Origin of the sequence: uncultured Roseicyclus sp., from assembly GCF_937892565.1 — a bacterium.
GTDB lineage: Bacteria > Pseudomonadota > Alphaproteobacteria > Rhodobacterales > Rhodobacteraceae > Roseicyclus.
In genome coordinates this window covers 1-26,200 of the sequence record NZ_CALAHQ010000043.1, presented here as the reverse complement: position 1 = coordinate 26,200, position 26,200 = coordinate 1, and the positions used below count along the sequence as shown (strand labels likewise).

The 26,200-nt window shown below is 64.2% G+C and carries 24 protein-coding genes; 11 read left to right on the top strand and 13 right to left on the bottom strand.

What is annotated here, in order from left to right; genetic code table 11:
- The first annotated feature begins 17 nt into the window (after positions 1-17).
- The gene (locus Q0094_RS06190; RefSeq protein WP_297616439.1) at positions 18-1,019 is read left to right on the top strand and encodes a D-cysteine desulfhydrase; all 1,002 of its coding nucleotides are present in this window, start codon (positions 18-20) and stop codon (positions 1,017-1,019) included.
- Positions 1,016-1,711, top strand: coding sequence for an amino acid racemase (locus Q0094_RS06185; RefSeq protein ID WP_366940227.1), 696 nt, complete (start codon positions 1,016-1,018; stop codon positions 1,709-1,711). The genes Q0094_RS06190 and Q0094_RS06185 overlap by 4 nt, the downstream gene beginning before the upstream one ends.
- 57 nt (positions 1,712-1,768) lie before the next feature.
- Here Q0094_RS06185 and Q0094_RS06180 read toward each other — a convergent pair whose 3' ends face one another.
- Entirely contained in the window at positions 1,769-2,683 is a 915-nt protein-coding gene (locus Q0094_RS06180) for a hydrogen peroxide-inducible genes activator (protein ID WP_297616434.1), read from the bottom strand.
- Between the two features lie 154 nt (positions 2,684-2,837).
- On the opposite strand from Q0094_RS06180, the gene katG reads away from it, so the two are divergent.
- Positions 2,838-4,997, top strand: a complete 2,160-nt coding sequence (gene katG, locus Q0094_RS06175; protein ID WP_297616552.1) for a catalase/peroxidase HPI — start codon at positions 2,838-2,840, stop codon at positions 4,995-4,997.
- Positions 4,998-5,196: 199 nt separating this feature from the next.
- Here katG and Q0094_RS06170 read toward each other — a convergent pair whose 3' ends face one another.
- The 5 genes from Q0094_RS06170 to Q0094_RS06150 are packed head-to-tail and all read right to left on the bottom strand — an operon-like array spanning position 5,197 to position 10,023.
- Positions 5,197-6,120 carry a dihydrodipicolinate synthase family protein gene (locus Q0094_RS06170; protein ID WP_297616431.1) on the bottom strand — a complete coding sequence of 308 codons (924 nt, stop codon included), beginning with the start codon at positions 6,118-6,120 and terminating at the stop codon, positions 5,197-5,199.
- A gap of 1 nt (position 6,121) precedes the next feature.
- Positions 6,122-6,796: an aspartate/glutamate racemase family protein gene (locus Q0094_RS06165; protein ID WP_297616428.1), complete on the bottom strand. Its 675-nt coding sequence runs from the start codon at positions 6,794-6,796 to the stop codon at positions 6,122-6,124.
- Positions 6,793-7,188, bottom strand: a complete 396-nt coding sequence (locus tag Q0094_RS06160) for a VOC family protein (RefSeq protein ID WP_297616425.1) — start codon at positions 7,186-7,188, stop codon at positions 6,793-6,795. The genes Q0094_RS06165 and Q0094_RS06160 overlap by 4 nt, the downstream gene beginning before the upstream one ends.
- Positions 7,185-8,600 (bottom strand): dihydropyrimidinase, encoded by a 1,416-nt coding sequence (hydA, locus tag Q0094_RS06155; protein WP_297616422.1) that lies wholly within the window; start codon positions 8,598-8,600, stop codon positions 7,185-7,187. The genes Q0094_RS06160 and hydA overlap by 4 nt, the downstream gene beginning before the upstream one ends.
- A 55-nt stretch (positions 8,601-8,655) precedes the next feature.
- Positions 8,656-10,023 (bottom strand): phosphomannomutase, encoded by a 1,368-nt coding sequence (locus Q0094_RS06150; protein WP_297616549.1) that lies wholly within the window; start codon positions 10,021-10,023, stop codon positions 8,656-8,658.
- Between the two features lie 193 nt (positions 10,024-10,216).
- On the opposite strand from Q0094_RS06150, the gene Q0094_RS06145 reads away from it, so the two are divergent.
- Genes Q0094_RS06145 through Q0094_RS06135 form a run of 3 tightly spaced genes read left to right on the top strand, consistent with a single transcriptional unit; the run spans position 10,217 to position 13,220 of the window.
- The gene (locus Q0094_RS06145; RefSeq protein ID WP_297616419.1) at positions 10,217-10,903 is read left to right on the top strand and encodes a hypothetical protein; all 687 of its coding nucleotides are present in this window, start codon (positions 10,217-10,219) and stop codon (positions 10,901-10,903) included.
- Positions 10,900-12,003 carry a MoxR family ATPase gene (locus Q0094_RS06140; RefSeq protein WP_297616416.1) on the top strand — a complete coding sequence of 368 codons (1,104 nt, stop codon included), beginning with the start codon at positions 10,900-10,902 and terminating at the stop codon, positions 12,001-12,003. The genes Q0094_RS06145 and Q0094_RS06140 overlap by 4 nt, the downstream gene beginning before the upstream one ends.
- The gene (locus Q0094_RS06135) at positions 12,000-13,220 is read left to right on the top strand and encodes a VWA-like domain-containing protein (protein WP_297616413.1); all 1,221 of its coding nucleotides are present in this window, start codon (positions 12,000-12,002) and stop codon (positions 13,218-13,220) included. The genes Q0094_RS06140 and Q0094_RS06135 overlap by 4 nt, the downstream gene beginning before the upstream one ends.
- A 68-nt stretch (positions 13,221-13,288) precedes the next feature.
- Here the strand turns inward: Q0094_RS06135 and betA are convergent, their stop codons facing one another.
- Genes betA through betI form a run of 4 tightly spaced genes read right to left on the bottom strand, consistent with a single transcriptional unit; the run spans position 13,289 to position 18,539 of the window.
- On the bottom strand, positions 13,289-14,962 hold the full coding sequence (gene betA, locus Q0094_RS06130; RefSeq protein WP_297616546.1) for a choline dehydrogenase: 1,674 nt from the start codon (positions 14,960-14,962) through the stop codon (positions 13,289-13,291).
- Positions 14,963-14,973: 11 nt separating this feature from the next.
- Positions 14,974-16,425, bottom strand: a complete 1,452-nt coding sequence (gene betB / locus Q0094_RS06125; RefSeq protein ID WP_297616410.1) for a betaine-aldehyde dehydrogenase — start codon at positions 16,423-16,425, stop codon at positions 14,974-14,976.
- A gap of 27 nt (positions 16,426-16,452) precedes the next feature.
- The gene (gene betC, locus Q0094_RS06120) at positions 16,453-17,961 is read right to left on the bottom strand and encodes a choline-sulfatase (protein ID WP_297616407.1); all 1,509 of its coding nucleotides are present in this window, start codon (positions 17,959-17,961) and stop codon (positions 16,453-16,455) included.
- Positions 17,958-18,539, bottom strand: coding sequence for a transcriptional regulator BetI (gene betI, locus Q0094_RS06115; protein WP_297616404.1), 582 nt, complete (start codon positions 18,537-18,539; stop codon positions 17,958-17,960). Before betI ends, betC begins: the two co-directional genes overlap by 4 nt.
- Before the next feature lie 99 nt (positions 18,540-18,638).
- Between betI and choX the strand changes: the two genes are divergently transcribed.
- From choX to choV, 3 genes are all read left to right on the top strand, one after another.
- Positions 18,639-19,577, top strand: a complete 939-nt coding sequence (gene choX, locus Q0094_RS06110; protein ID WP_297616543.1) for a choline ABC transporter substrate-binding protein — start codon at positions 18,639-18,641, stop codon at positions 19,575-19,577.
- A gap of 77 nt (positions 19,578-19,654) precedes the next feature.
- Positions 19,655-20,608, top strand: coding sequence for a choline ABC transporter permease subunit (gene choW / locus Q0094_RS06105; RefSeq protein ID WP_297616402.1), 954 nt, complete (start codon positions 19,655-19,657; stop codon positions 20,606-20,608).
- On the top strand, positions 20,605-21,621 hold the full coding sequence (gene choV / locus Q0094_RS06100; protein ID WP_297616399.1) for a choline ABC transporter ATP-binding protein: 1,017 nt from the start codon (positions 20,605-20,607) through the stop codon (positions 21,619-21,621). The genes choW and choV overlap by 4 nt, the downstream gene beginning before the upstream one ends.
- A 58-nt stretch (positions 21,622-21,679) precedes the next feature.
- Here choV and Q0094_RS06095 read toward each other — a convergent pair whose 3' ends face one another.
- The 3 genes from Q0094_RS06095 to Q0094_RS06090 all read right to left on the bottom strand — a co-directional run bounded on the left by Q0094_RS06095 (position 21,680) and on the right by Q0094_RS06090 (position 24,101).
- Complete coding sequence (locus Q0094_RS06095) at positions 21,680-22,894, bottom strand: acyl-CoA dehydrogenase (RefSeq protein ID WP_297616396.1); 1,215 nt, start codon at positions 22,892-22,894, stop codon at positions 21,680-21,682.
- 259 nt (positions 22,895-23,153) lie between these two features.
- Complete coding sequence (locus Q0094_RS14485; protein WP_366940225.1) at positions 23,154-23,357, bottom strand: hypothetical protein; 204 nt, start codon at positions 23,355-23,357, stop codon at positions 23,154-23,156.
- 9 nt (positions 23,358-23,366) lie between these two features.
- Positions 23,367-24,101 (bottom strand): FAD-binding domain-containing protein, encoded by a 735-nt coding sequence (locus Q0094_RS06090; RefSeq protein WP_366940224.1) that lies wholly within the window; start codon positions 24,099-24,101, stop codon positions 23,367-23,369.
- A 121-nt stretch (positions 24,102-24,222) separates the two neighbouring features.
- Here Q0094_RS06090 and Q0094_RS06085 point away from each other — a divergent pair, with 121 nt between their 5' ends.
- Both Q0094_RS06085 and clpX read left to right on the top strand, forming a co-directional pair.
- Positions 24,223-24,855, top strand: a complete 633-nt coding sequence (locus Q0094_RS06085; protein WP_297616393.1) for an ATP-dependent Clp protease proteolytic subunit — start codon at positions 24,223-24,225, stop codon at positions 24,853-24,855.
- A gap of 141 nt (positions 24,856-24,996) precedes the next feature.
- A partial coding sequence (clpX, locus tag Q0094_RS06080) for an ATP-dependent Clp protease ATP-binding subunit ClpX (protein ID WP_297616391.1) occupies positions 24,997-26,200 on the top strand: 1,204 nt, incomplete at its 3' end.

The window sequence follows — 26,200 nt, the reverse complement described above, 5'->3', positions numbered from 1 at the left end:
CATCAAAGGCCGCCGCCATGCATCTTGCCCGTTTTCCCCGCGTCTTTCTGGCACATTTGCCTACGCCGCTCGAGCGGATGGATCGCCTGTCCAAGGCGCTGGGCGGCCCGGAAATCTGGATCAAGCGCGATGATTGCACCGGCATGTCCACGGGCGGCAACAAGACGCGCAAGCTGGAATTCCTGATGGCCGAGGCTATGGCCGAGGGCGCCGATCTGGTGATGACGCAAGGCGCCACACAATCGAACCACGCCCGCCAGACTGCGGCCTTTGCCGCCAAGCTTGACATGGGCTGCCATGTGTTGCTCGAGGATCGGACAGGTTACCAAGACCCCGATTACACCGAAAACGGCAACGTGCTGCTGGACCATCTTCATGGCGCCACGACCGAAGTGCACCCCGGTGGTACCAACATGCCCGCCGCGATGGAGGCAGCAGCCCAAGCCGCGCGGGCCGCGGGCCACCGCGTCTATGTCATCCCCGGGGGCGGATCGAACCCCACGGGTGCGCTGGGCTATGTCAATTGTGCGCTTGAAGTGCTGGCCCAAGCCAATGAGCGCGGGCTGGTGATCGACCATCTGGTCACGGCCACCGGATCGTCCGGCACGCAGGCCGGGCTTGTCGCGGGGTTCAAGGCGCTCAATGCGGGCATTCCGGTCTTGGGCATCGGCACGCGTGCGCCCAAGGAAAAGCAGGAACAGATGGTCTATGATCTGGCCTGCCGCACGGCCGAAAAGCTGGGCTGTCCGGGCGTGGTCGAGCGGGCAGATGTTGTGGCAGATACCGATTATGTCGGCGCGGGCTACGGCCTGCCGCGCGCCGATACGCTGGACGCGATCCGCATGTTTGCAGAGCTTGAAGGCATCTTGCTTGACCCTGTCTATTCCGGCAAGGGCGCGGCGGGTCTGATCGACTGGTGCCGCAAGGGCCGCTTCAAGCCGGGTGAGCGGGTGGTGTTCTTGCACACCGGCGGCTCGGTCGGGTTGTTTGCCTACAAGGGCGCATTGGCGCGCGGATGATGCGGCGGGTCGGTATCCTTGGCGGTATGGGGCCAGAGGCGACGGTTTTGTTGATGCAAAAGATCATCGCCGCAGTGCCCGCGCGCGATGATGCCGACCATATTCCGCTGATCGTGGATCAGAATTCTCAGGTGCCATCGCGCATCGCCCGGCTGATCGAGGGTAGGGGCGATGATCCCGCCCCGGTTCTGGTCGCCATGGCGCAGCGGCTCGAGGTGGCAGGGGCCGAGGCGCTGGCCATGCCTTGCAACACCGCCCATCACTATGCCGACGAGATTCGGGCGGCGGTACGCATTCCGTTTCTCGATATGGTGGCGGCCTCTGCGCAAGCGGCCCGCCGGTTGGCTCAGACAGGGGCCAAGGTGGGATTACTGGCCTCGCCCGCGGTGGCCCGGGTGGGGCTGTTTGACCGTGCGTTGGGGGCTGTCGGGCTGTCGGTGATCCATCCCGAAGATGGTGCGGGCATGCTGGCCGCGATCCGGTCGATCAAGGCGCATGGGCCGAATGATGACGCGCGCGCGGCGCTTCTGGGGCAATCACAGGCGCTATTGGCCAAGGGCGCGCAGGTGCAGCTGATCGCGTGCACCGAGTTTTCGCTGATCCCTGATGCGGTCAGCCCCGAGGTTCAGGCGATCGATACGCTGGATGTGCTGGTGGCCGAGGTCGTGAGGTTTGCGCGCCTTTCGGGCTAGGCGCCCACGCGGTTTGCAAACCGCGTGCAAAGGCCTTTCGAAAGGCCTTCTGCCCGCTCAATCCGGCCGTGTCGCGGCATACATCGCTTCAGCAGACTGGCGCACCACCTCGGCCAGATCGCGCAGATCGGCAGCCAAGGGGCTTGTGCGGCGCCAGATCATGCCGACCGTGCGCGCCGGCGGTCCTGCATCAAAGCGTTGCACGGTCACAGCGGCGCCACGCGTTTCCACGCTTACCGCCATCTCGGGGATCAGCGTCACGCCGATGCCCGCCCCCACCATCTGCACCAGTGTCGACAGCGACGAGCCATCAAGCCCCGCATGGCGCGCCCCTGTCCTCAGGCCGCAGACTTCGAGCGCCTGATCGCGAAAGCAATGGCCTTCCTCCAGCAGCAACAGCTGCATGTCGGGCAACGCGGCGGGGGCGGGCACGGGGCGGCCTGCATCCGCCTCGGGGCGCACCAGCACGAAGCCTTCCGAAAACAGGGCCACTTCGGTCAAGCCGGGCTCCGATACCGGCAGCGCCACCAGCGCCGTATCCAGTCGCCCCTCGCTCAATTCCGTGATCAGGCGCTCGGTCTGGGTTTCGCGCACCTGCAGATCGACGCCACGGTAGCGCGTTCCAAGATCGCGGATCAGCCGGGGCAACAGATACGGCGCGATGGTGGGAATAACCCCCAGCCGCAGCCGCCCGCCCGGCCCGTCGCGGCGCGTGCGGGCCAGCTCTTCCAATTCATCGACCGCGCGCAAGATGTCGCGGGCGCGCGCCGCGATGTCCTCGCCCAGACCGGTCAGCCGGATCTGGCGTGTGCCGCGTTCGAACAGCTTGGCCCCAAGCCCCTCTTCCAACTCCTTGATTTGCATCGACAGCGCCGGTTGGGTGACCGAACAGGCCTCGGCGGCCAGCCCGAAGTGGCGATAACGGGCCAGCGCCGCGGCATAGCGCAATTGGCGAAGGGTGATGTTTGTCATAAGATCTTCTTATCATTATTATCAGGAAATACAACTTATCCTGATTGATCATCTTTGCTAAGGGCAATGCAGGATGTGGGAATCGCTGCTACGCGATCCCACAGGCGACGCGAAGCCACGCAGTCTTTCAGCGAAAATGGAGACCACAAAGATGATGGACGGAGATGACAGATCGGCGGGCAAGTGCCCGGTGATGCATGGTTCGATGACCACCCAAGCCACCGGCGTGACCGAGTGGTGGCCCAAGACGCTCAACCTTGACATCTTGCACCAGCATGACGCGAAATCGAACCCGCTTGCGGGCTTTGATTACCGCGAGGCGGTCAAGGCGCTCGATTTTGACGCGGTCAAGGCCGATGTGGAGGCGTTGATGACCGACAGCCAAGATTGGTGGCCGGCAGACTGGGGTCATTACGGCGGTCTGATGATCCGTCTGGCATGGCATTCGGCGGGCTCCTACCGTCTGCAAGACGGGCGCGGTGGCGGTGGTGCCGGCAATATCCGCTTTGCGCCCCTGAATTCCTGGCCTGACAACGGCAACCTCGACAAGGCCCGCCGCCTTTTGTGGCCGGTCAAGAAAAAATACGGCAACGCACTCAGCTGGGCAGACCTGATCTTGCTTGCGGGCAACGTCGCCTATGAATCCATGGGGCTGAAGACCTATGGTTTCTCCTTCGGTCGTGAAGACATCTGGGCGCCTGAAAAAGACGTGTATTGGGGCTCTGAGCAGGAATTCGTGGGCGATGCGGCGCAGCGCTACGAAGACATCATGAAGCCCGACACGCTCGCCAACCCGTTGGCGGCCGTGCATATGGGCCTGATCTATGTGAACCCCGAAGGCGTGAACGGCCAGCCCAACCCGCTCAACACTGCCGAACAGGTGCGCGTCACCTTTGCCCGGATGGCAATGAACGACGAGGAAACGGCGGCGCTCACCTGTGGTGGTCACACGGTCGGCAAGGCGCATGGCAATGGCGATGCGGCCGCACTGGGTGCCGAACCCGAGGCCGCCGGGATCGAGAACCAGGGCTTTGGCTGGATCAACCCCAACCTTGGCGGCAAGGCAACCAATGCCATCACCAGCGGCATCGAGGGCGCATGGACGACCCATCCGACCAAGTGGGACATGGGTTATTTCGACCTCTTGTTCGGCTATGAGTGGGAGCTGACGAAATCTCCCGCCGGGGCCAACCAGTACCGCCCCATCAACATCCGCGAACAGGACATGCCGGTCGATCCCACCGATCCGACCAAGCGCGTCATGCCGATGATGACGGATGCCGACATGGCGATGAAGCTCGACCCGGCCTATAACGCGATCTGTCAGAAATTCATGGCCGATCCGGCCTATTTCGACGACACCTTCGCGCGCGCCTGGTTCAAGCTGACCCATCGCGATCTGGGCCCCCGCACCCGCTATATCGGCCCCGATGCCCCGACCGAGGATCTGATCTGGCAAGATCCGATCCCTGCGGGTCAGACCGGCTATGATGTGGCCAAGCTGAAATCCGCCATTGCGGCATCGGGCCTGTCGGTTGCCGACATGGTTGCCACCGCATGGGACAGCGCGCGCACTTTCCGCCAGTCCGATTTGCGGGGCGGGGCCAATGGCGCGCGTATCCGTCTGGCACCGCAAAAGGATTGGGCAGGCAATGAGCCCGCGCGTCTGGCGCATGTGCTGTCGGTGCTGGAACCCATCGCCGCCGCCCATGGGGCATCGGTTGCCGATACCATCGTTCTGGCGGGCAATGTCGGTGTGGAACAGGCCGCGAAAGCCGCCGGTTTCGACGTGACCGTGCCCTTCAAGGCCGGGCGTGGCGATGCGACCGCAGAGCAGACCGATGCCGAAAGCTTTGCGGTTCTCGAACCGCTGGCCGATGGCTTCCGCAACTGGCTCAAGGCCGATTATGTCGTGGGCGCGGAAGAGCTGATGCTTGACCGGACCCAGCTTTTGGGCCTGACCGGGCCGGAAATGACAGTTCTGGTCGGCGGCATGCGGGCGATGGGCACCAACCATGGCGGCACGGCGCATGGGGTGTTCACCGATCGTGTCGGTGCGCTCACCACGGATTTCTTCGTCAACCTGACGGATATGTCGTATTCGTGGGTGCCGACCGGGGCCAACACCTACAACATCGTGGCGCGCAAGACCGGTCAGACCAGATGGACCGCCACGCGCGTCGATCTGGTGTTCGGCTCGAATTCGATCCTGCGCGCCTATGCCGAGGTCTATGCCCAGGATGATGCGGCCGAAAAATTCGTGACGGATTTCGTCGCGGCATGGGCCAAGGTCATGCACAACGACATGTTCTGATCGCCCCTTGGGTGATGAGACACGAAACGGCCCGGGGGCAACCCCGGGCCGCTCTTGTTTTGGTGGTGGCGTGAAATCATCCCTTTTGGAAACTCACGACCAGGCAAGGGCGGTGGAGGGTCGGGGTCTGCCACCCGCTGCCCGGTCGGGGCATGCGTGCCGCATGCTGTTTCCAACCGGGCGGAGATGGTTCTATTGATTACCCCAGACCCGCCAGCCGCGCCGCCTGACGGGTCATCAGCGTTTCGATCTCGGCGATGGTGGCGGCTGACAGCGCCGGGCCGGGGCGGCGGACGGTCGGATGGGCAATCGCCCCGCGCCGGGCCAGAACATGCTTGCGGATCGACAGGCCCAGCCCCGGCTGGCTTTCATAGCGGATGAGCGGCAGATAGGCGTCAAAGATATCGCGCGCGCGCGCCTCATCGCCCGCTTTCACCAGACGCACCACATCGGCCATCATCTCGGGATAGGCAAAGCCCGTCATCGCGCCATCGGCCCCGCGTAATACCTCCTCGAGCAGGAATTGCCCGCCATTGCCGCACAGGATCGAGATGCGGCGCGCGCCCGATGCCTCTTGCGCGCGCAAGGTGGTGATCTTGTCGAGGCCCGGCCAATCCTCATGCTTGAGCATCACGGCCGTGGGGCAGGTGTCAAAGATCGTGCGGATGACCTTGGGCGTCATCTGCACACCCGTGACCAGCGGGAAATCCTGCACCACCCAAGGGGTCGGGCCCAGAACATCGGCCACCATCTGGAAATAGCTGGTGATCTGGTCGTCGCTGCGCAGATGGCCGGGCGGGGCCACCATGACGCCCGCAGCCCCGCGCACCATGGCGCTGTCCGACATCGCCTTGATCGCGGCCAGACCCGGGGCGGAAACGCCCACCACCACCGGCACCGTTGCGCGCGTGGTGACACGGTCGATCACGATGGTGCTTTCTTCGGCCGACAGCTTGCCCGCCTCGCCCATGATACCAAGGATGGTCAGCCCCGTGGCCCCCTTTTCCTCATAGAAATCGACCATGCGATCGATGCTGATCAGGTCGAGCGACCCATCGGGCAGAAAGGGGGTGGCGGCGATGGTAAAGACACCGGCGGCGGTTTCATCGAGCAGTTTGGCCATGTCAGGCTCCGGGTTTGTGGGTCTGTGACAGCGCGATCCGTCCCAGCGCCATGGCAACGGCAGCCTGACAGGGATCGATGACGGGGATCTGTAGCACCTGTTCCAAGACAGCGCGATAGCGTGCCATGCCGGCGCATCCAAGGATCAGCACCTCGGCGCCATCCTGGTCGCGCAAGCGGCGCCCCGTGTCGATCAGGCGTTCTTGCGTGATGGCGGGATCTGCCAGTTCGGCCACCCCCAGACCCAGCGCGCGGTCGCCCGCCACCCGGTCCAGCACCCCCATCGCGCCAAGGGCGCGCAGATGGCGGGGAACAGATGCGGGCAAGATCGCGATGATGCCAAAGCGTTGGCCAAGCGTCAGCGCGGTTGACACGGCGGCCTCCTGTATGCCCAAGACCGGCTTGGCGGTTCGATTGCGCAGCGCATGCACCCCCGGATCGCCAAAACAGGCGATGACAAAACCGGCCGCGTCGTGTTCCAGACGGGCCGCCAGCCGCAGCATGGGCGCGATGGTCTCATCGGCCTCAGCCTGGCTTTCGATGCCGGGCGGCCCTTCGGCCAGCGTCAGACAGGCGATGGGTGCCCCCATCCCCTGCAAGGGCGCAAGGGCGGCGGCGATCCCGTCGGTGACGGTCTGGCTGGAATTGGGGTTGATGACGAAAAGCGTGCCCATCATGCCCCTGTCCGCGTGGCTTGCTGGATCTCGATCTGGTAGCCCTCGGGGTCGCGAAAGACAAAGGCGCGGATCCCAAGCTTTTCATTTTCGAACATTCTTGACAGGTTATCCACAGCCATTTCCTGCAAATAGGCATACCAGGCCTGCACATCCGCGACACGGATGCAAAGCTGGACGCATTTTTCGGCCTGCCAGCGGTTCATGCCCTTTGCCTCATCGACCAGCCCGACATGGGCGCCCGGCGCGATGCGCAGGATCTTGGCCAGATCGCCCTGATCGATGGCCAGCGGCAAGCCCAGCACATCGCGGTAAAACGCAAAGGCGCGCGGCAGGTCGCGGTAATAGAGAAAGGTGATCGCCAATTCATGCGGGGCGTCGGGGCGGTCGGTCATGGGGGGGTCCCTGTCAGATCATGGGGATGGGCGCCGATGGCGGCGCGATCAAGCCAGCGGCCCGCGCCGGGCTGGCCCAGATAGTCGCCTTCGCGCATCACGGCCGTGCCGCGTACGAAAACGGCCACCGGCCAGCCGGTGAGTGTGGTGCCTTCCCAGGGGTTGTAGCCGACATTGTCATGCAGATCATCGGCACCATAGCTGACATGGCGGGCGGGGTCCCACAACACCAGATCGGCATCATGCCCCGGCGCGATGCGGCCCTTGGCCCTTAGGCCATAGAGCGCGGCGGGGGCCTCGGCGGTGATCTGGGCAAAGCGCGCCAGACCCAAGCGCCCGCGCGTCACCATCGCATCGAACATCAGCGGTTGGCGCACCTCCAGCCCCGGCATGCCATTGGCGATGGCGGAAAAGGGCGCATCAAATCCATTGGCGAATTTCCCCGTTTCGTCAAATCGATAGGGCGCATGGTCCGACGATACGACCTGAATGTGCCCCGCCGCGATCCCGGCCCAGAGGGCTGCCTGATCGGCCCTTGTGCGTTGTGGGGGCGAACACATCCATTTCGCCCCCTCGCGCCCCGGTCTGTCCAGCACGTCTTCGGTTTGAAACAGGTAATGCGGACAGGTTTCGGCCCAGATCGGCGCACCGCGCGCGCGGGCGGCGGCAATCCCGGCCACCGCCTCACGGGTCGAGACATGAAAGATCATCACCGGGGCGCGGGCCAGTTCGGCCAGATGGCACATGCGCGCCACCGCCTCGATTTCCGCCGCCCGGGGGCGCGATGCGGCGTGGTCAATGGGTCTTGTGCGCCCTTCGGCCAAAGCCCTTGCGCGGGCATCGGCGATGATCGCATCGCTTTCGGCATGGATGCAGGTCAGCGCCCCCGCATCCCCCGCAATGCGCAGCACCCGCAGGATCGCGTCATCCGACAACCCGATGTTGTAGGTGGTGAACAGCTTGATCGAGCGATGCCCGGCCCGGATGAGCGCGCGCAGATCCGCTTCGAAATCGGGCACATCGGGGTCGCTGATCAGAATGTGAAAGGCATGATCCACCGCCGCCCCGCGCGCGGCCCGCGCGGCATAATCGGCCATTGCATCGCACAGGCGCTGGCCCTTGGCCTGTGCCGAAAACGAGATGACGCTGGTGGTGCCCCCCATCGCCGCCGACCGTGTGGCGGTCTCGAAGGTGTCGGCATTCATCAGCCCCATGCCGGACATCTGTTCGATATGGCAATGCGGATCGACCCCGCCGGGGGTGACGATCAGGCCTGTCGCATCAATCCGCGTGGCCCCGTCAAACCCCTGACCTATGGCCGCGATCTGCCCGCCCGTGATGGCGATATCGGCCGCCACCACCGCCCCGCCGGTAACGATGCGCCCGCCCGCGATGACCGTTTCATATGCCATGCCGCCCCCCGTCCGGGCAGCATGATCGCGCGGGGGCGGCTTGTCCAGACCGCGCTCAGCCTTCGATAAGCGCCCGCATCTCGGCCAACCTGGCAGTCACCAGATCGGGCTTGCCGCGCGCCTCGATGTTGAGCCGCAACAGCGGTTCGGTGTTTGACGCGCGCAGATTGAACCGCCAGTCGCCAAAGGACAGGCTCAGCCCGTCGATCTCGTCGCGCGCATGGGCGTGGGGGCCAAAGCGGGCCTCGATCGCGGCGATGGCGGCCTTCTGGTCGGCGACGCGGAAATTCACCTCGCCTGACGAGGGATAGGCCGCGCGGCGTGCGGACAACAGATCCCTGAGGCTTTGGCCCCGACGGCTGACCAGCTCGATGATCAGCAGCATCGGGATCATGCCGCTGTCGCAGGCCATGAAATCGCGGAAATAATGATGCGCCGACATCTCGCCGCCATAGACAGCGCCGGTGTCGCGCATCACCTGCTTGATGAAGGAATGGCCGCATCTGGATGCGATCGCCTGACCGCCCAGATCGGTCACCACATCTTGCGTGGCCCAGATCACGCGCGGGTCATGGACAATCATTTGCCCCGGTTCGCGCGCCAGAAACGCCTCGGCCAGCAAGCTCACGACATATTCGCCCGGCACGAAACCGCCCTCATGATCGAAGAAAAAACAGCGATCGAAATCGCCATCCCAGGCCACGCCCATATCGGCGCCATGGGCCACCACCGGGGCGGCGGTCAGCGGCTGGTTTTCTTCCAGAAGCGGGTTGGGAATGCCTGCGGGAAAGCTGCCGTCGGGGTCATGGTGGATGCGGATGAAGTCGATGGGCGCGCCGGCCGTCAAAAGCGCCGTGGCCAGCGCGTCAAAGCTGGGCCCTGCCGCGCCGTGACCCGCATTGACCAGCACCCTCATAGGTATCAGCGCCGCGACATCGACAAAGCTCATCAGCTTGGCCACATAGGCCGCCCGGGTGGCGCCGGCATCGGTGATGCGCCCACCGGGGCGGGCAGGGGCGAAGGCGCCGCTTTCGGCCAGATCCTTGATCGCGGCCATGCCATCGGCCTGCCCGATAGGGGCCGAGCCCGCCCTGACCATCTTCATCCCGTTGTAATCCATCGGATTGTGGCTGGCCGTCACGCAGATGCCGCCACAGGCCCCAAGATGGCTGGTGGCGAAATAGGTCTCTTCCGTGCCCGACAGGCCCAGATCCAGCACCTCGACCCCGGCATCCATCAGACCTTGGGCCACGGCATGGGCCAGCGCCCTGGAACTGGGTCGCACATCGCGGCCCAGCACCACACGGCGCGCGCCCAACACCTCGGCAAAGGCGCGCCCGATGCGACAGGCGATGTCATCGGTCAGTTCGGTCTCCAATCGGCCGCGAATGTCATAGGCCTTGAAACAGCTCAGCGGTCCGATACGCGTCATGGGGGGCATCCTGAAAAACGGGTCAGGCGATCCTTAGCGCACGCAGGCCTCAGGCGCAAAGCCGTGAGGTGCGGGCTGCGCGGACAGATGCCGAAGCCGGGCCAGCCCCGATACCGGCCGGGCGCGGGCCGCGTGCGCAACGGGGGGGGTGTTTTCAACCGCGCGGCGCGCTAGCTAGGCCACAATGCTGATCGTGACCGACGCCACCATCGCCAATGCCGGGGTTCTGGAAACCCGCAGCCTGCCCAAGAAATTCCTGGGCCGGGTGCAGCTTGTTCCCAAGGGGGCAGGCCCGGGGCTATGGGCACGGATGATCGTGGAAATCCAGATCCTGCGCTATCTGGCGGCGCTGTTGCCCTTTGTTGCCATCCCGCTCTTGTCGCGCGATCTGGCCTTGCCGGTGACGCAAGCGCCTCTGGCCATGCTCATCGTCATCGCCCTGGTCGAGATGAAGGTGCTGCGCCTGTCGAAAGCCGCACGCGCAAGGGCCGTCGATCAAGATGAGGCCGCCCGGCGGCTTGATGCGCTGGCCTTTCGCGCGCGCGCGGCCTTGCGCAAGATCGCGGCGCGGCAGGGGATCACAGAGGGGGAACTGCGCCTCGTGATCGAGCAATCCGAACTGGCGCGCATCGCGCCCCTGACGCTGGTGTCGGTGCAGACCGACCGGCCCAACCCCCGGCTCCTGGCGCTCGATGCCGAGGATCGGGCGGCTCTGGCCGGGCTCTTCGATGCCGCCCTGACCGAGCGCGATCTGCTGGCGGTCAATCACCGTGACGACCGCTATATCCGTGACATCGCGCAAGAGGCGCGCGGCGTGTCGGCCCATGCCCGGCTGACGGCCGCCTTGGAACGGCGGGGGGCCATGGCATGAGTGTGAACGCAACGACCGTGTCAGCCGGTGAGGCGCTGCGCGTGCTGGAGGCGGGATGGGCTGCCCAGACCACAGGTGGGTTGGTGGCCAGCTGGATGCTGCATGGGCGCCCCGGTGTCGGCAAGACCGAGGTGGTCCAGACGCTGGCCGCCCGCATCGGGGCGGAATTGTTCGATCTGCGCCTGACCACGATCGAGCCGCAAGATCTGCGCGGATTGCCCTATTTCGATCACGCATCCGCCAAGACGATCTGGTACCGCCCCGAGGATCTGCCCGATACCGACGCGCCCGCGATCTTGTTTCTCGATGAATTGACGGCGGCGGCGCCTGCGTTGCAGCCCACGGTCTATGGGCTGTTGCAGGAACGCCGCGTGGGCCGCCACCGCTTGCCCGGCAGCGTGATGATCGTGGCGGCGGGCAACCGGGTCGAGGATGGCGCCATCGCCTATGACATGGGCACCGCCCTGTCGGATCGGCTGATCCACATGATCGTGCAGGCAAGCCCCGAGGATTGGCTGACATCCTATGCCCTGCCTGCGGGCATCCATCCTGCGGTCGCGGCCTTCATCCGCACGCGCCCCGATCTTCTGGAGACGACCGAAGACAGCCTGAGGCGTGGGCAGATGATCGCCTGCACCCCGCGCAGCTGGACCCGGGTCAGCAAGATCATTCAGACTGTCGCCGATCGAACCCTGCGGCAGGTGATGATCGCGGGCACGGTGGGGGCGGCCCCCGCGGCCGAGTTTGCGCTTCTGGCCGATGAGATTGCGGCCAGCGTGCAGATCGACGCCATGCTGGCCGCGCCGCGCCGCGCGCGTGCGGCGATGTATCCGCGCAGCCTGCATGGGTTGACGGCGCTGGTCTACGGGCTGCTCGGCGCGGTGCGGCGCGACAATCTGGGCGTGGCGATTGAGCTTCTGGCCGATCTGCGCGGGCTGTCCGGGCCGGGCTTTGCCGGTCTGCCGGTGCAGGAACTGGCGAGTTTCGGCTTCGAGATGCTGATCGGTCGCGCGCTGGAGCGCGGCTGGGAAAGCGGTTTTGCCGAAAGCCCCGATTACGCGGCCTATGCCGCCGAGCGGCAGGCGGCCGGTTTGCCGTGAACGGGCATTCCACCCGCGCCGCCCGTGCGCTGGCCCATCTGGGCGAGGTCGATCCGGCGCTGGCGGTGCTGGCCTTGTGGTGCCGACACCGCGACGGTGACGGGGCAACGCGGACCGATGGCGACACGATCCGCTATGGCCCCGGTTTTGCCACGCTGGGTTTGCCCGAACAGGTGGGGCTGGTGGCCCATCACGTGCTGCATGTGGCGCTGCGCCATTCCAGCCGACAGGCAGGCCTGGCTGAACGGCTGGGCGCGGGCTTTGACGCATCGCTTTTCGGATTGGCGGCGGATGGGATCATCAACGAGACGCTGATCCTGGCGGGCCATGCGGTGCCGCGGCCTGCGGTCACCGTGAGCGATCTGTTGGCCGAAGCCGGGATGCCCGCGAAAAGTGCCGTCGAAGCCCTGGAACGGTGGGATGCCGGCCGGCTGGCGATGGCGCTGCATTCCGACCCCAAGCGGGCCGAAAAACTCCGCGAATGGGGGGCCACCCGTGGTTTTGCGGTCGATCTGGGGCTTGGAGAGCCAGATGAGGCAGGCACGATGCAAAAGGCCGCCGATTGGCGCAACCAGATCCTGCGCGCGCTTGAGGCAGGGCGCCGTGCGGGGGCAGGGATAGGAAAACTGGGCGTGATCCTGGGCGATCTGGCGCCCGCCGCCGTGCCGTGGGAGGTGCATTTGCGGGGGCTTCTGGCCCGCGCGCTGACCGAACGGCCCCATCGCAGCTGGCGCCGCCCCGCAGGCGCATGGGTGGCGCAAATGGCCGAGGCCGAACGCCGTGGCGGGCCGGTGCCTGTCTATCAGCCGGGGCGCGCGCGCATGGACAGCCGCCCCCGGCTGGTGGTGGGGATCGACACCTCATCCTCGATCGACGCGCAAGCGCTGCGGCTTTTCACCGCCGAGGCCGAGGGCATCGCGCGCCGCAGCGGCGCCGAGGTGCATCTGATGGGGTTTGACACGGCGGTCTTTGTTGAAAAACGGCTCGATCCGGCGGGCTGGCCGGGGCTGCGCGATCTGCCGATGCGCCGGGGTGGGGGCACGGATTACGCCGATCTTTTCGACAAGGCCGGGCGCAAGGCGCCGTCGCTTCTGATCGTGCTGAGCGATCTGGATGCGGCCCTGCCGCCGCAGCCGGGCTTTGCCGTGGTGTGGGCGGTGCCCGAGAAAGTCGCACCCCCGCCCTATGGCCGGGTGCTGGTGATCGGCCAGGGGTAGCGTTTTCCTTGCGGAAAACGCGTGGAAAATCTCGAGATTTTCCGCCGGGAAAACGGCCGTTTTCCCGGCTAGTTGGCCACCGTTGCCCGCAAGGCTGCTTGGCGCTGGGTCTCTTGCCAGTCGGGCGCAATCCAGGGTTGCAGGTTTTCCGCCGGCAAAAGCGTGCGCCCAAGAATATGGTCGGCCGCCTTTTCGCCCACCATGATCGAGGGCGCGTTGAGATTGCCATTGGGAATTTGCGGAAAGACCGAACTGTCGGCCAACCGCAGGCCCGCCACGCCGATCACGCGGGCCTCGGGGTCGACCACTGCCATAGGGTCATCGGCGCGCCCCATCCGGCAGGTGCCGCAGGGGTGATAGGCGCTTTCGGCATGTTCGCGGATCACGGCGTCAAGCTCTGCATCGCTGTGCGCGGCGGCGCCGGGCTGGATTTCGTGAGCGACATAGGCGGCCATGGGATCGGTCGCGAAAATCTCGCGCGTCAGGCGGATGGCGGTGCGGAAATCCTGCCAATCCTCGGCCTGCGACATGTAATTGAAGCGGATGCGCGGCGCATCTGCGGCATGGGCCGAGCGCAATCTTACCGTGCCGCGGCTTTTCGAGCGCATGGGCCCGACATGGGCCTGAAAGCCATGGCCTTTGGCGGCGGTCTTGCCGTCATAGCGCACCGCGATGGGCAGGAAGTGATACTGGATATCGGGGTAGTCGACACCTGCGCGCGACCGGATGAAACCGCAGGCCTCGAAATTGTTCGACGCGCCCAGACCCTTGCGGGTCAAGAGCCATTGCGCACCCACCAGCGCCTTGCCCCAGAGCGACCAGTAGGGCGCAAGGCTGACGGGTCTGGTGGATGCGAACTGGACGTAGATTTCCAGATGATCTTGCAGGTTCGCACCCACGCCGGGGCGGTCAGCCACAGGTGCTATGCCGTGCTCGGCCAGATGCCCCGCGGGGCCGATGCCGCTTTGCATCAAGATCTTGGGCGAATTGATCGCACCGGCGGCCAGCACCACCTCGGCGCGCGCGGTGATGATCTGCCCATCCGCCAGCCGCACGCCCGTGGCGCGGCCCTCGGCGATCTCGATGCGGTCGACCAGACCGCGCGCCATGGCGCAATTGCCGGTTTTCAGCGCGGGTCGCAGATAGGCCTTGGCGGCCGACCAGCGTTCGCCTTGCCAGATGGTCATCTCGAAGGCGCCGAACCCTTCCTGACGGTGGCCGTTGTAATCCTCGGTCGCGCCATAGCCCGCATTGGCCCCGGCCCGGATAAAGGCATCAAAGAGAGGGTTCTTGCGCGGCCCCCGCGTGATGTGAAGCGGCCCGTCATGGCCCCGAAAAGCCGGATCGCCCGCATCGCCATGCCAGGTTTCCGCACGTTTGAAATAGGGCAGCACATCGGCATAGGACCAGCCGGTGGCCCCCATGTCCGCCCAGGTGTCGAAATCGCGCGCATGGCCGCGCACATAGATCATGCCGTTGATCGACGACGACCCGCCCACCACCTTGCCGCGCGGGCAGGCCATGATGCGCCCGCCCATATGCGGCTCGGGGTCGGTCACATAGCCCCAGTCATAGCGCGGCATGTTCATCGGATAGGAGAGCGCGGCGGGCATGTTGATGAAGGGCCCCCAATCGCTGCCGCCATGTTCGACGACGATCACGGATTTCCCCGCCTGGGCCAAACGGTAGGCGATGGCGCAGCCCGCGCTGCCCGCGCCGATGACGACATAATCGGCTTGCATGCGGTCGGGCATCAATAGGCTGCCTCTACCGGGGTCATGCCGACATAGACGGTCTTGAGCTGGCTATAGGCCTCGATCGCCGCGCGGGCGTTTTCGCGCCCAACGCCCGATCCCTTGACGCCGCCAAAGGGCAGTTCGACGGGCGTGAGGTTGTATTGGTTGATCCAGACCGATCCCGCCTCGAGCGCATGCACCACACGGTGGCCGCGCGCGAGATCGCGGGTAAAGACCGCCCCCGACAGCCCCAGATCGGTGGCGTTGGCGCGCACGATCACCTCGGCTTCGGTGTCAAAGTCGAGGATGGACATCACGGGGCCGAAAATCTCTTCGCGGGCGATGGTCATGTCATCGGTGACGTCGGCGAAGATCGTCGGTTCGATAAAGGCGCCGGGCCGGTTCGGGCGGGCGCCACCATGCACCAGCCGCGCGCCCTCGGATTTGCCTGTTTCGATGTAGGAACAGACAACGGCAAGCTGCTCTTCGCTGATCATCGGGCCCAGCGTCGTGGCCTCGTCGCGGGGGTCGCCGATCACGGCTTGCGCCACGCGCGCCACCAGACGGGCCAGAAAGGCATCCTTGACACCCCGGTGCACGAACACCCGCGTGCCATTGGAACAGACCTGTCCGGTCGCAAAGAAATTGGCATTGATCGCCGCTGAAACGGCGCTGTCCAGATCGGCGTCGTCAAAGATGATCAGGGGCGATTTGCCACCCAGTTCCATCGTGACATGCTTCATCTGGGCTGCCGCGCTGGCATAGACCTTTTTGCCGGTCTCGGCCGATCCGGTGAGTGAGACCTTGGCCACGCGGGCATCCTCGACCAGCGCGCGGCCCACGCCGCCTGCGCCCTGGATCACGTTGAACACGCCCGGCGGCGCGCCGGCCTCGATCAGGATTTCCGCCAGTTTCAAGGCACAAAGCGGCGTTTGTTCAGACGGCTTGAACACCATCGTGTTGCCGCAGACCAGCGCCGGCGCGGCCTTCCACGCGGCCACCTGGGTGGGGTAGTTCCACGCGCCCAGCCCCACACAGACGCCCAAGGGAATGCGCATCGTATAGGCCCAATCGGCGCCCAAGGGCACATGATCGCCGGTCAGGGTCGCAGCCATGCCGCCGAAATATTCCAGCGCATCGGCGGCCGATGTCGCGTCGGCCACCAGCGTCTCGGAAATCGGTTTGCCGGTGTCGAGGGTTTCAAGCTCGGACAAGGCGCGGTTGCGCGCGCGCATGATGTCGGCGGCGCGGCGCAGGATGCGGCCCCGTTCCACGGGCTTGAGCGCAGCCCAAGGCCCTTGCGCGGCTTTCGCGGCCGCAAGGGCCGCCTCGATCACGGCGGGCGTTGCTTCGTGCAATGCTGCGATCTGTTCGCCGGTGCCGGGAAAGATCACGGGCAGGGCCGCGCCCTTGGCATCGTCCAGATAGGCGCCGTTCACGAAATGGCTGGCGGTCGGTTGGGCAAGCATGATCCCCCCTTTGCAATGGCTCTGGAGCTATTCGCCCCTTGGAAATCGTTGATTTTCCTCAAGGACATTGAGGTCCATGTGGTTGCGCATGAAACGCTCGGAGGCCGCGCGCAGCGGCTGGAAATCCCAAGGGAAATAGGCGCCGTTCCGCAGCGCCTCATAAACCACCCAGCGACGCGCCTGGCTTTCGCGGACGCAGGCATCAAACGCCTCGAGATCCCAGCGCTCGGCGGCCATGCGGCGGAACCGTTCCAGCGTGGCGGCATGGGCCGGATCATCGGCCAGGTTCACCCGCTCGTGCGGATCGGCCACAAGGTCGAACAATTGCTCGGGATCTGCCGCACAGTTGGTGTATTTCCAGCGATCCTGACGCAGACCCACCAGCGGGGTGATGCTTGCCTCGGCGGCGTATTCCATGGCCACGGGGCTGTCGCGGCGGCGGCCATGGGCCAGGGGCACAAGGCTTTCGCCATCGGTCCATGGCATCACTTCGGCCATCGACACCCCCGCCAGATCGCACAGCGTCGGGCAAAGATCGATGGTGGAAACCGCATCATCGATCAGCCCCGGTGCCAGATCCGGGGCGGCAATCATCAAGGGCACCCGGGCCGCGCCCTCGTAGAAGTTCATCTTGAACCACAGGCCACGCTCGCCCAGCATGTCGCCATGATCCGACACAAAGACCACGATCGCATCTTGCCGGGTGCGATCCAGCACATCCATCAAGCTGCCGATCTTTTCGTCGAGATAGGAGATATTGGCGAAATAGGCACGGCGCGACCGGGCGATATCCTCATCCGTGATGGTAAAGTTGCGCCAGTCATTGGCATCAAGAATGCGCTGCGCATGCGGGTCATGTCCGGCGTAGCGCAAGGCTGGAACATCTGGCTGCAAGTACTTGCAATCCTGATACATATCCCAGAATTTCTTGCGCGCCACATAGGGGTCGTGCGGGTGGGTGAAGCTGACGGTCAGACACCATGGGCGCCGATCCGACCCTCGCGCCAGATCGTAGAGCTTTTGCTCGGCCGCAAAGGCCACCTCGTCGTCATATTCCATCTGGTTGGTGATCTCGGCCACGCCCGCGCCGGTGACCGAGCCGAGGTTGTGATACCACCAGTCGATCCGCTGGCCGGGCTTGCGATAGTCCGGCGTCCAGCCGAAATCAGCGGGGTAGATATCGGTGGTCAGGCGCTGTTCGAAGCCGTGAAGCTGGTCGGGCCCGACGAAATGCATCTTGCCCGACAGACAGGTGGCATAGCCCGCCCGGCGCAGGTGATGGGCATAGGTCGGGATCGACGAGGCAAATTCGGCGGCATTGTCATAGACACCCGTGCGCGAGGGAAGCTGGCCCGACATGAAGCTGGCTCGCGCGGGCGCGCAGAGCGGGCTTGCGGTGTAGCTGTTGGCAAAGCGAACGGACCGCGCGGCCAGCTTGCGCAGGTTCGGCGCATGCAGCCAATCCGCCGGACCATCGGGAAAGAGGGTGCCGTTCAACTGGTCGACCATGATGACCAAGATATTGGGGCGCATCATCTTGGCCCTTTGGTCGCAAGGTCGAGATAGCGTTCGACGGTTGCTGTCGCGGCACCCGCATCGGGCGGCCCGGCTTCGGTCAGCGCATGGCGGATGTAAAGCCCGTCGATCAGCGCCGCGGTGGTTGCCGCGATCGCCACGGGATCCGGGCACAAGGGGCGCAGCGCATGGATCAGGTTTGAGACAAGCCGCTGTTGATAGACCCGCAGCAGCCTTGCGGCCTGAGGCTGGGTCTGGGCCAGGACATAGAAATTCAGCCATGCCGCGATCACGTCGGGCTGGAAGTTATGTCCGCCAAAGCTGGCGCGCACCAGCGCGGTCAGGCGTGCGCGCGGCGTCCGGGCGGCGGTCAGTTCGCGCCGCGCCTCCAGCCCGAAATCAGACAGAATCGCCCGCATCGCGGCAAGAAAAAGATCATCCTTGGACCCGAAATAGTGATGTGCCAGCGCCGACGATACGCCCGCGGCCCGTGCGATCTGGCCCATGGTCACATCCAGCGACCCTTTGCGCCCGATCACGCCAATCGCCGCGTTGACAAGCGCATCTTTCCGAAGTGCCATCATGCCCGTACGCGGCATCGCAATTCTCCTATTGCTTGCAAGGCCGCAAGACACATGATTTTAATTGACTGGTCAATCAACAAAACGACCAAAACAGGGAGACTGACGACCATGACGATGATCACCCGGACCGCTTGCAGCGTACTGGCCCTTGGGCTGAGCGCCGGCGCGGCCTTGGCGCAAGATGACTGCGCAACCGTGCGTTTTTCCGATGTTGGCTGGGCCGACATTACCGCGACCACCGCGACCACCAGCGTGGTGCTTGAGGCGCTGGGCTATGAGACCGAGACCCTGATGCTGTCGGTTCCGGTGACCTATACCTCGCTTGCGTCGGGTGATGTCGATGTGTTTCTGGGCAACTGGATGCCATCGATGGAGGGCGATCTTGCGCCCTATCGCGACGCGGGCACGGTGGACATCGTGCGCGCCAACCTGACGGGTGCGAAATACACGCTGGCCACCAATGCTCATGGCGCGGCGATGGGGATCGCGGATTTCGCCGATATCGCGGGTGCCGCCGAGGCGCTGGACGCACAGATCTATGGCATCGAGCCGGGCAATGACGGCAACCGCCTGATCCTCGACATGGTGGCCGCCGATGCCTTTGGGCTTGGTGCGGCGGAATTCGCTTTGGTCGAAAGCTCTGAGCAAGGCATGCTGGCACAGGTCGCCCGTTCGGTCGAGCAAAACGAGCCCATCGTGTTTTTGGCCTGGGAACCGCATCCGATGAACGCAAGTTTCGACATCACCTATCTGACGGGCGGCGATGATTGGTTCGGCGCCAATCTGGGCGAGGCGACCGTGTTCACCAACACCCGTGCCGGATATGTCGAAGCCTGCCCGAATGTGGGCGCGCTGTTGTCCAACCTTGAATTCACGCTGGCCATGGAAAACGAGATCATGGGTGCGATCCTGAACGATGGGGTTGATCCGCGCGATGCGGCCACGGCGTGGATGGCGGCCAATCCCGATCCGGTCATGGGCTGGCTTGCGGGCGTGACAACGATCGATGGCGGCGACGCGGCGGCGGCCGTGCGTGGCGCGCTGGGGCTGTGATCGCCTGAAACCACAGCAAGGGGCGGGGCGGCACCGGTCTGGTGGTATGCCCCGCCCCGCCCTGATGGGGGTGTGTCATGCTGAGCCGGATGACGGAATGCGACCAGGGGCTTCCACAAGGGATGGGGCCGCTTGCGCTGTTGTCGGAATGCAAGCTGCGCGTGGGCGATGCGGCCGAGGCCGTCTTTGACGGGTTGCAGGACAATCTGGCCGGCGTCTTTGACGCCATGGCGGCCGTACTTGAGGTCTTGATCGATATCATCCTTGCGCTGTTGCAGCAGCCGCCCAACACCGGGTGGATCTGGGATCTGCGCCGCTCGGAGATCACCTATCTTTATTCGCCCGATTGGCACCCCATCCTGATCAGCGCGATCTTTGTGGCGCTGGCGTGGTGGCTGCACCGCAGTTGGCGGGTGCCGGTGCTGATCGCGGTCGGCCTCTTGTTCATCATCAATCAAGGCTACTGGAAGGAAACGACCGAAAGCCTGACGCTGGTCTTGTCGGCCTGTGCTGTGTGCATGGGTTTGGGCGTGCCCATCGGTATTGCAGCAGCGCATAGGCCCCGGCTTTATGCCGGTTTGCGCCCGGTGCTGGATTTGATGCAAACCTTGCCCACCTTTGTCTATCTGATCCCGGCAATCGTGTTTTTCGGCATCGGCATGGTGCCCGGCCTGATCGCCACGGTGATCTTCGTCTTGCCCGCGCCGATCCGGCTGACGCATCTTGGCATATCCTCGACGCCAACGGCCCTGCTCGAGGCGGCTGATGCCTTTGGTGCCACACCGCGCCAAAAGCTGTGGAAGGTCGAACTGCCCTATGCCACGCCACAGATCATGACGGGGCTGAACCAGACCATCATGCTGTCGCTTTCGATGGTGGTCATCGCGGCCCTGGTCGGGGCCTCGGGGCTGGGCGTGCCGGTGGTGCGCGCGCTCAATACGGTCAACACCGGCCTCGGGTTCGAGGCGGGGCTGATCATCGTCGTGGTGGCGATCCTTTTGGACCGCGTGTTGAGGATACCACCCAAATGAGCGCTGCCGTCCGCTTTCATCAGGTTTGCATCATGTTCGGCGATGATCCCGCGCCGGCACTGGCGCTGGCCGATCAGGGCCATGACCGCGCCGCGATACAGGCCAGCACGGGGCAGGTGCTGGGCGTGCATGAGTGTTCCCTGACCGTCGAGGAGGGCGAAATCCTTGTCTTGATGGGGCTGTCAGGGTCGGGCAAATCCACGCTGCTGCGTGCGGTCAATGCGCTGAACCCGGTCGTGCGCGGCCATGTTGACGTGCGCGTGGGCGGGGCCATGGTCAATGTAACCGCAGCGCGCGGTGCGGCGCTGCGCCAGTTGCGCCAGACAGCGGTTGCGATGGTGTTTCAGCAATTCGGTCTGTTGCCATGGCGCAGCGTGGCGCAAAATGTCGGACTTGGGCTGGAATTTGCGGGGCTGGATGCGGCGACGCGGGCCACACGGGTGCGGCAGCAGTTGGAACTGGTCGGGCTGTCCGACCGTGCCGATGCGCTGGTGGGCGAATTGTCGGGGGGCATGCAACAGCGGGTGGGGCTGGCGCGCGCCTTTGCGACCGAGGCGCCGATCTTGTTGATGGACGAGCCCTTTTCCGCGCTTGATCCGCTGATCCGGACGAAGCTGCAAGATGAGTTGCTGGATTTGCAGCGCGATCTGAAACGGACGATCATCTTTGTCAGCCATGATCTGGACGAGGCCTTTAAGCTGGGCAATCGCATCGCGATCATGGAGGGCGGGCGCATCATTCAATGCGGCACCCCGCGCGAGATTTTCTCGAACCCCGCAACGGCTTACGTCGCGGAATTTGTGGCCAACATGAACCCGTTGGGGGTGTTGACCGCGCGCGATGTGATGGGGCCCGGACTGGCGGAGGGGGCTGTGCGCATCGCTCCTGAATTGGCGTTGCGCGAGATCTTGACCCGCTTCGCCAAAAGCCCCGATCCTTTGGCGGTCGAGGCGGCGGGCCAGGTGATCGGTACCGTCACCCCCGCAACAGTCGCCGCGCGGTTGGGGGCGTGAGGGTCCGAATTTTCGTACGAAAATTCGGGGTTGCGATTATTCGTACGAATAATCGGTTTCAGAAAAATGCCTGAAGTCCGGTTTGCGCGCGGCCAAGGATCAGGGCGTGCACATCATGCGTGCCCTCATAGGTGTTCACCGTCTCGAGGTTCTGTGCGTGGCGCATGACATGGTATTCCGCCATGATGCCATTGCCGCCATGCATGTCGCGCGCGCCCCGCGCGATATCGAGCGCTTTGCCGCAATTGTTGCGCTTGATGAGGGAAATCACCTCAGGCGCACAGCTGCCATCCTCCAACATGCGGCCCGCACGCAGCGCCGCTTGCAGCCCCAGCGCGATCTCGGTCTGCATATCAGCCAGTTTCTTTTGGAACAGTTGCGTCTGCGCCAAGGGGCGCCCGAACTGCACCCGGTCAAGCCCGTATTGGCGCGCGCGGTGCCAGCAATCTTCGGCCGCCCCCATCACCCCCCACGCAATGCCGTAGCGCGCACGGTTGAGACAGCCAAAAGGCCCCTTCAAGCCTTCGACGCCGGGCAAGAGCGCGTCTTCGCCGACCGCCACATCCGTCATCACGATCTCGCCGGTGACGCTGGCGCGCAGGGACAGTTTGCCGCCGATCTTGGGCGCGGACAGCCCTTTCATGCCTTTTTCCAGAACAAAGCCGCGGATTGCGCCGCCATGTGCTTCTGATTTTGCCCAGACGATAAACACATCCGCGATGGGGCTGTTGGAAATCCACATCTTGGCACCGTTGAGCACATAGCCATCAGCGGTTTTCTTCGCCACTGTCTTCATCCCTGCGGGGTCGGAACCCGCATCGGGTTCCGTCAGGCCAAAACAGCCAATCAACCGGCCCGCCGCCAGACCGGGCAAGTACTTTTGCCGTTGCGTTTCCGAACCGTAGGCATGGATGGGATACATCACGAGGCTCGATTGCACGCTCATCATCGAGCGATAGCCGCTGTCGACACGCTCTACCTCGCGGGCGACAAGGCCATAGGTGACATAGCCCGCGCCCAAGCCGCCATAGGCTTCGGGGATGGTCACGCCCAGCAGACCCATCTCGCCCATTTCGGCAAATATCTCGGGCGCGACGCGTTCATTCAAATAGGCATCGCTCACGCGCGACATCAGCTTGTCTTGCGCATAAGCGCGCGCGCTGTCGGCGACCATGCGCTCTTCCTCGGTCAGTTGCGCTGACACGTGGAAGGGGTCGGCCCAGTCAAAGGGCGCAAGCGAAGGGCCGGTGTGGCGGGTCTGTCCGTCGGGCATGGCGCGATCTCCTGTAGGCTTGGCACGATTCATATCATTTGCACCGATTGTGCAAGCCTTGCTGCTTTGGCTGCGGCTGGTCATGGCACGCGGCCCGGTCGCAGGGAACGGGTCGAAACCGGGTGTTCCTGGCATCATTCCCAGATTTTCCTCTGGTTTCAACACTTCCAAATATCATGAAAATTTCGCCTATACCGTGAAAAAAAGATCAATAAATATCAATTTTACAACCTATCTCCAGCTTATCCACAGATGTACGTCATAGCCTTTGAATCAGATCGGGTATCTGCTCCTTGAAGCGGAAAAATCCCGCCGTGGCATGGGGCCATGCAGCGTGGTCAAAGGCCCTGATCCGCCGCACCAGCGCAATGCCCTGTGCCGCCCACAGTGTTTCTAGCCGCTCGAGCGCCGCGGCGGCGGGGCCGGTCGGGGTGTAGGGGGCGATGATCTGGCCCAATCCCAAGCCCGATGCCTAGTCCGCAATCTTGGAAGCGCGCGGCGCGGTGGGGGGCGGGCCAGACAAGGGGGCAGGATCGGTGACCAAAGCTTTGGGCGAAAACCGGCCTTCGGTGTAGCGCGCGATGTTGTCGGCTGTCGCCACGTAATGTTTGCCTGGCGTCTGCAGACCCGCCACCCAGCGCCACGACAGCGTGTTGGACGCCGGATCGCCATCAAGCAGGTGGCGCAGAAACAGATCGGCCCCCGCCTCCCACGGCAGGCGCAGCGTAAAGACCCAGATCGAGGCTGCCCACATCCGTGCGTGGTTGTGCAGATAGCCCGTGGCGGTCAACTCGGCCATCCAGGCATCGAAACAGTCGATGCCGGTCTGCGCGCCTTCGGCGCGGGCAAGGCGGTCGGCCAGCGCGGGATCTGTCAGCGCGCGATCAAGGCCCGCACGGTAATCATGCCAGACACTTGGGCGCAGTTCCAGCCAGCCCTTCCAATAGCTGCGCCAGAACACTTCTTGCACGAATTTCTCGGCTGCCATGAGCGAATGGCGGGCAAGAACCGCCTCCAGAACCTCGGCCTCGGTGATCAGGCGGTGGCGGATGTAGGGCGACAGCGTCGAGACATGCGGATGCCCCTGCTGGGGGCAATCGAAATTGCGCCGCGCGCTATAGTCGCGCCCTGCCAAGGGCAAAAACCGCTGCAAGCGTGTGAGCGCTTGGGTGCGTGTGGCAAGATGGGGAACGGGGCTGGTCATCATGGCGCAGAGGTAGGGGCCGTGCGCCCCCCCGTCCATGGAAATCGCCCCGTGCCCTTGCAGCCCCCCCCACCCACCACTAAGACTGTTGGCGAACAGCAAAACGATTTTGGGACAGGCCACCATGAAAGATCCTCTTGACCTCTACATGAACACCCTCGTCCCCATGGTGGTCGAACAGACCAGCCGCGGTGAGCGGGCCTATGACATCTTTTCGCGCCTGCTGAAGGAGCGGATCATTTTCATCTCGGGGCCGGTGCATGATGGTATGGCCACTTTGGTCGTGGCGCAGCTGTTGCATCTTGAGGCGGAAAATCCGTCCAAGGAAATCTCGATGTATATCAACAGCCCCGGTGGTGTGGTGACCTCGGGTCTGTCGATCTATGACACGATGCAATACATCAAGCCCAAGGTGACCACGCTGGTCATCGGTCAGGCCGCGTCGATGGGATCGCTCTTGCTGACGGCGGGCGAAAAGGGGATGCGCTTTTCCTTGCCCAATTCGCGCATCATGGTCCATCAGCCCTCGGGCGGATATCAGGGGCAGGCCACCGATATCATGATCCACGCCCGCGAGACACAAAAGCTCAAGGATCGTCTGAACCAGATTTACGTCAAGCACACCGGCCAGACCTTTGAAACCGTGGTCGAAGGGCTTGAGCGCGACAACTTCATGGATCCCGAACAGGCCAAGGCCTGGGGTCTGATCGACGAAATCGTGGAAAGCCGCGTGCCGGCCGGTGGTGCCAGCGCGTGATCGGGTCCGGCCCCGCATGTGGTGCGGGAATTTGACATTGTGGTGTCGGCGAGCCTGTTCTAGGCTTTCCGATATGCCGCATGTGGGCGCCAGTCTGCATCCGGCGTGGAACGGCCCAAAGGACCGGTTGAGGTAAACACTATGGCGAATTCATCCAGCGGCGATTCCAAGAACACGCTTTATTGTTCGTTCTGCGGCAAAAGCCAGCATGAGGTGCGCAAGCTGATCGCCGGGCCCACCGTGTTCATCTGCGACGAATGTGTTGAGTTGTGCATGGACATCATCCGCGAGGAAACGAAATCCTCGGGGCTGAAATCCTCGGACGGCATGCCCACCCCGCGTGAGATCTGTGACGTGCTCGATGATTACGTCATCGGCCAGCGCCACGCCAAGCGGGTCTTGGCGGTGGCGGTTCACAACCATTACAAGCGGCTGAACAACGCGGGCAAATCCGATATCGAGCTGTCGAAATCCAACATCTTGCTGATCGGCCCCACGGGCTGCGGCAAGACGCTGCTGGCGCAGACGCTGGCGCGGATTCTGGATGTGCCCTTCACCATGGCCGATGCCACCACGCTGACCGAAGCGGGCTATGTCGGCGAGGATGTGGAAAACATCATCCTCAAGCTGTTGCAGGCCAGCGAATACAATGTGGAACGCGCCCAGCGCGGCATCGTCTATATCGACGAGGTCGACAAGATCACCCGCAAATCCGACAATCCGTCGATCACGCGCGATGTGTCGGGCGAAGGCGTGCAGCAAGCGCTTTTGAAGATCATGGAAGGCACCGTTGCCTCTGTGCCGCCGCAGGGCGGGCGCAAGCATCCGCAGCAAGAATTCCTGCAGGTCGACACCACCAATATCTTGTTCATCTGTGGCGGGGCTTTCGCGGGGCTCGACAAGATCATCGCCCAGCGCGGCAAGGGCAGCGCCATGGGCTTTGGTGCCGATGTGCGCGACCCGCAAGACAAGACCCCCGGCGAGCATTTCAAGGATCTCGAACCCGAGGATCTGTTGAAATTCGGCCTGATCCCGGAATTCGTCGGCCGCCTGCCGGTTCTGGCCACGCTCGAGGATCTGGACGAACCCGCCTTGGTCACCATCCTGACCGAGCCCAAGAACGCGCTGGTCAAGCAGTATCAGCGCCTGTTCGAGCTGGAAGATGTGAAGCTCAGGTTCACCGATGATTCGTTGAAGGCCATCGCCAAGCGTGCCATCGCGCGCAAGACCGGCGCACGGGGTCTGCGGTCGATCATGGAAGATATCTTGCTGAACACCATGTTCGATCTGCCCAGCATCGAGGGTGTGCAAGAGGTCGTGGTGAACGAAGAGGCCGTGACCTCGG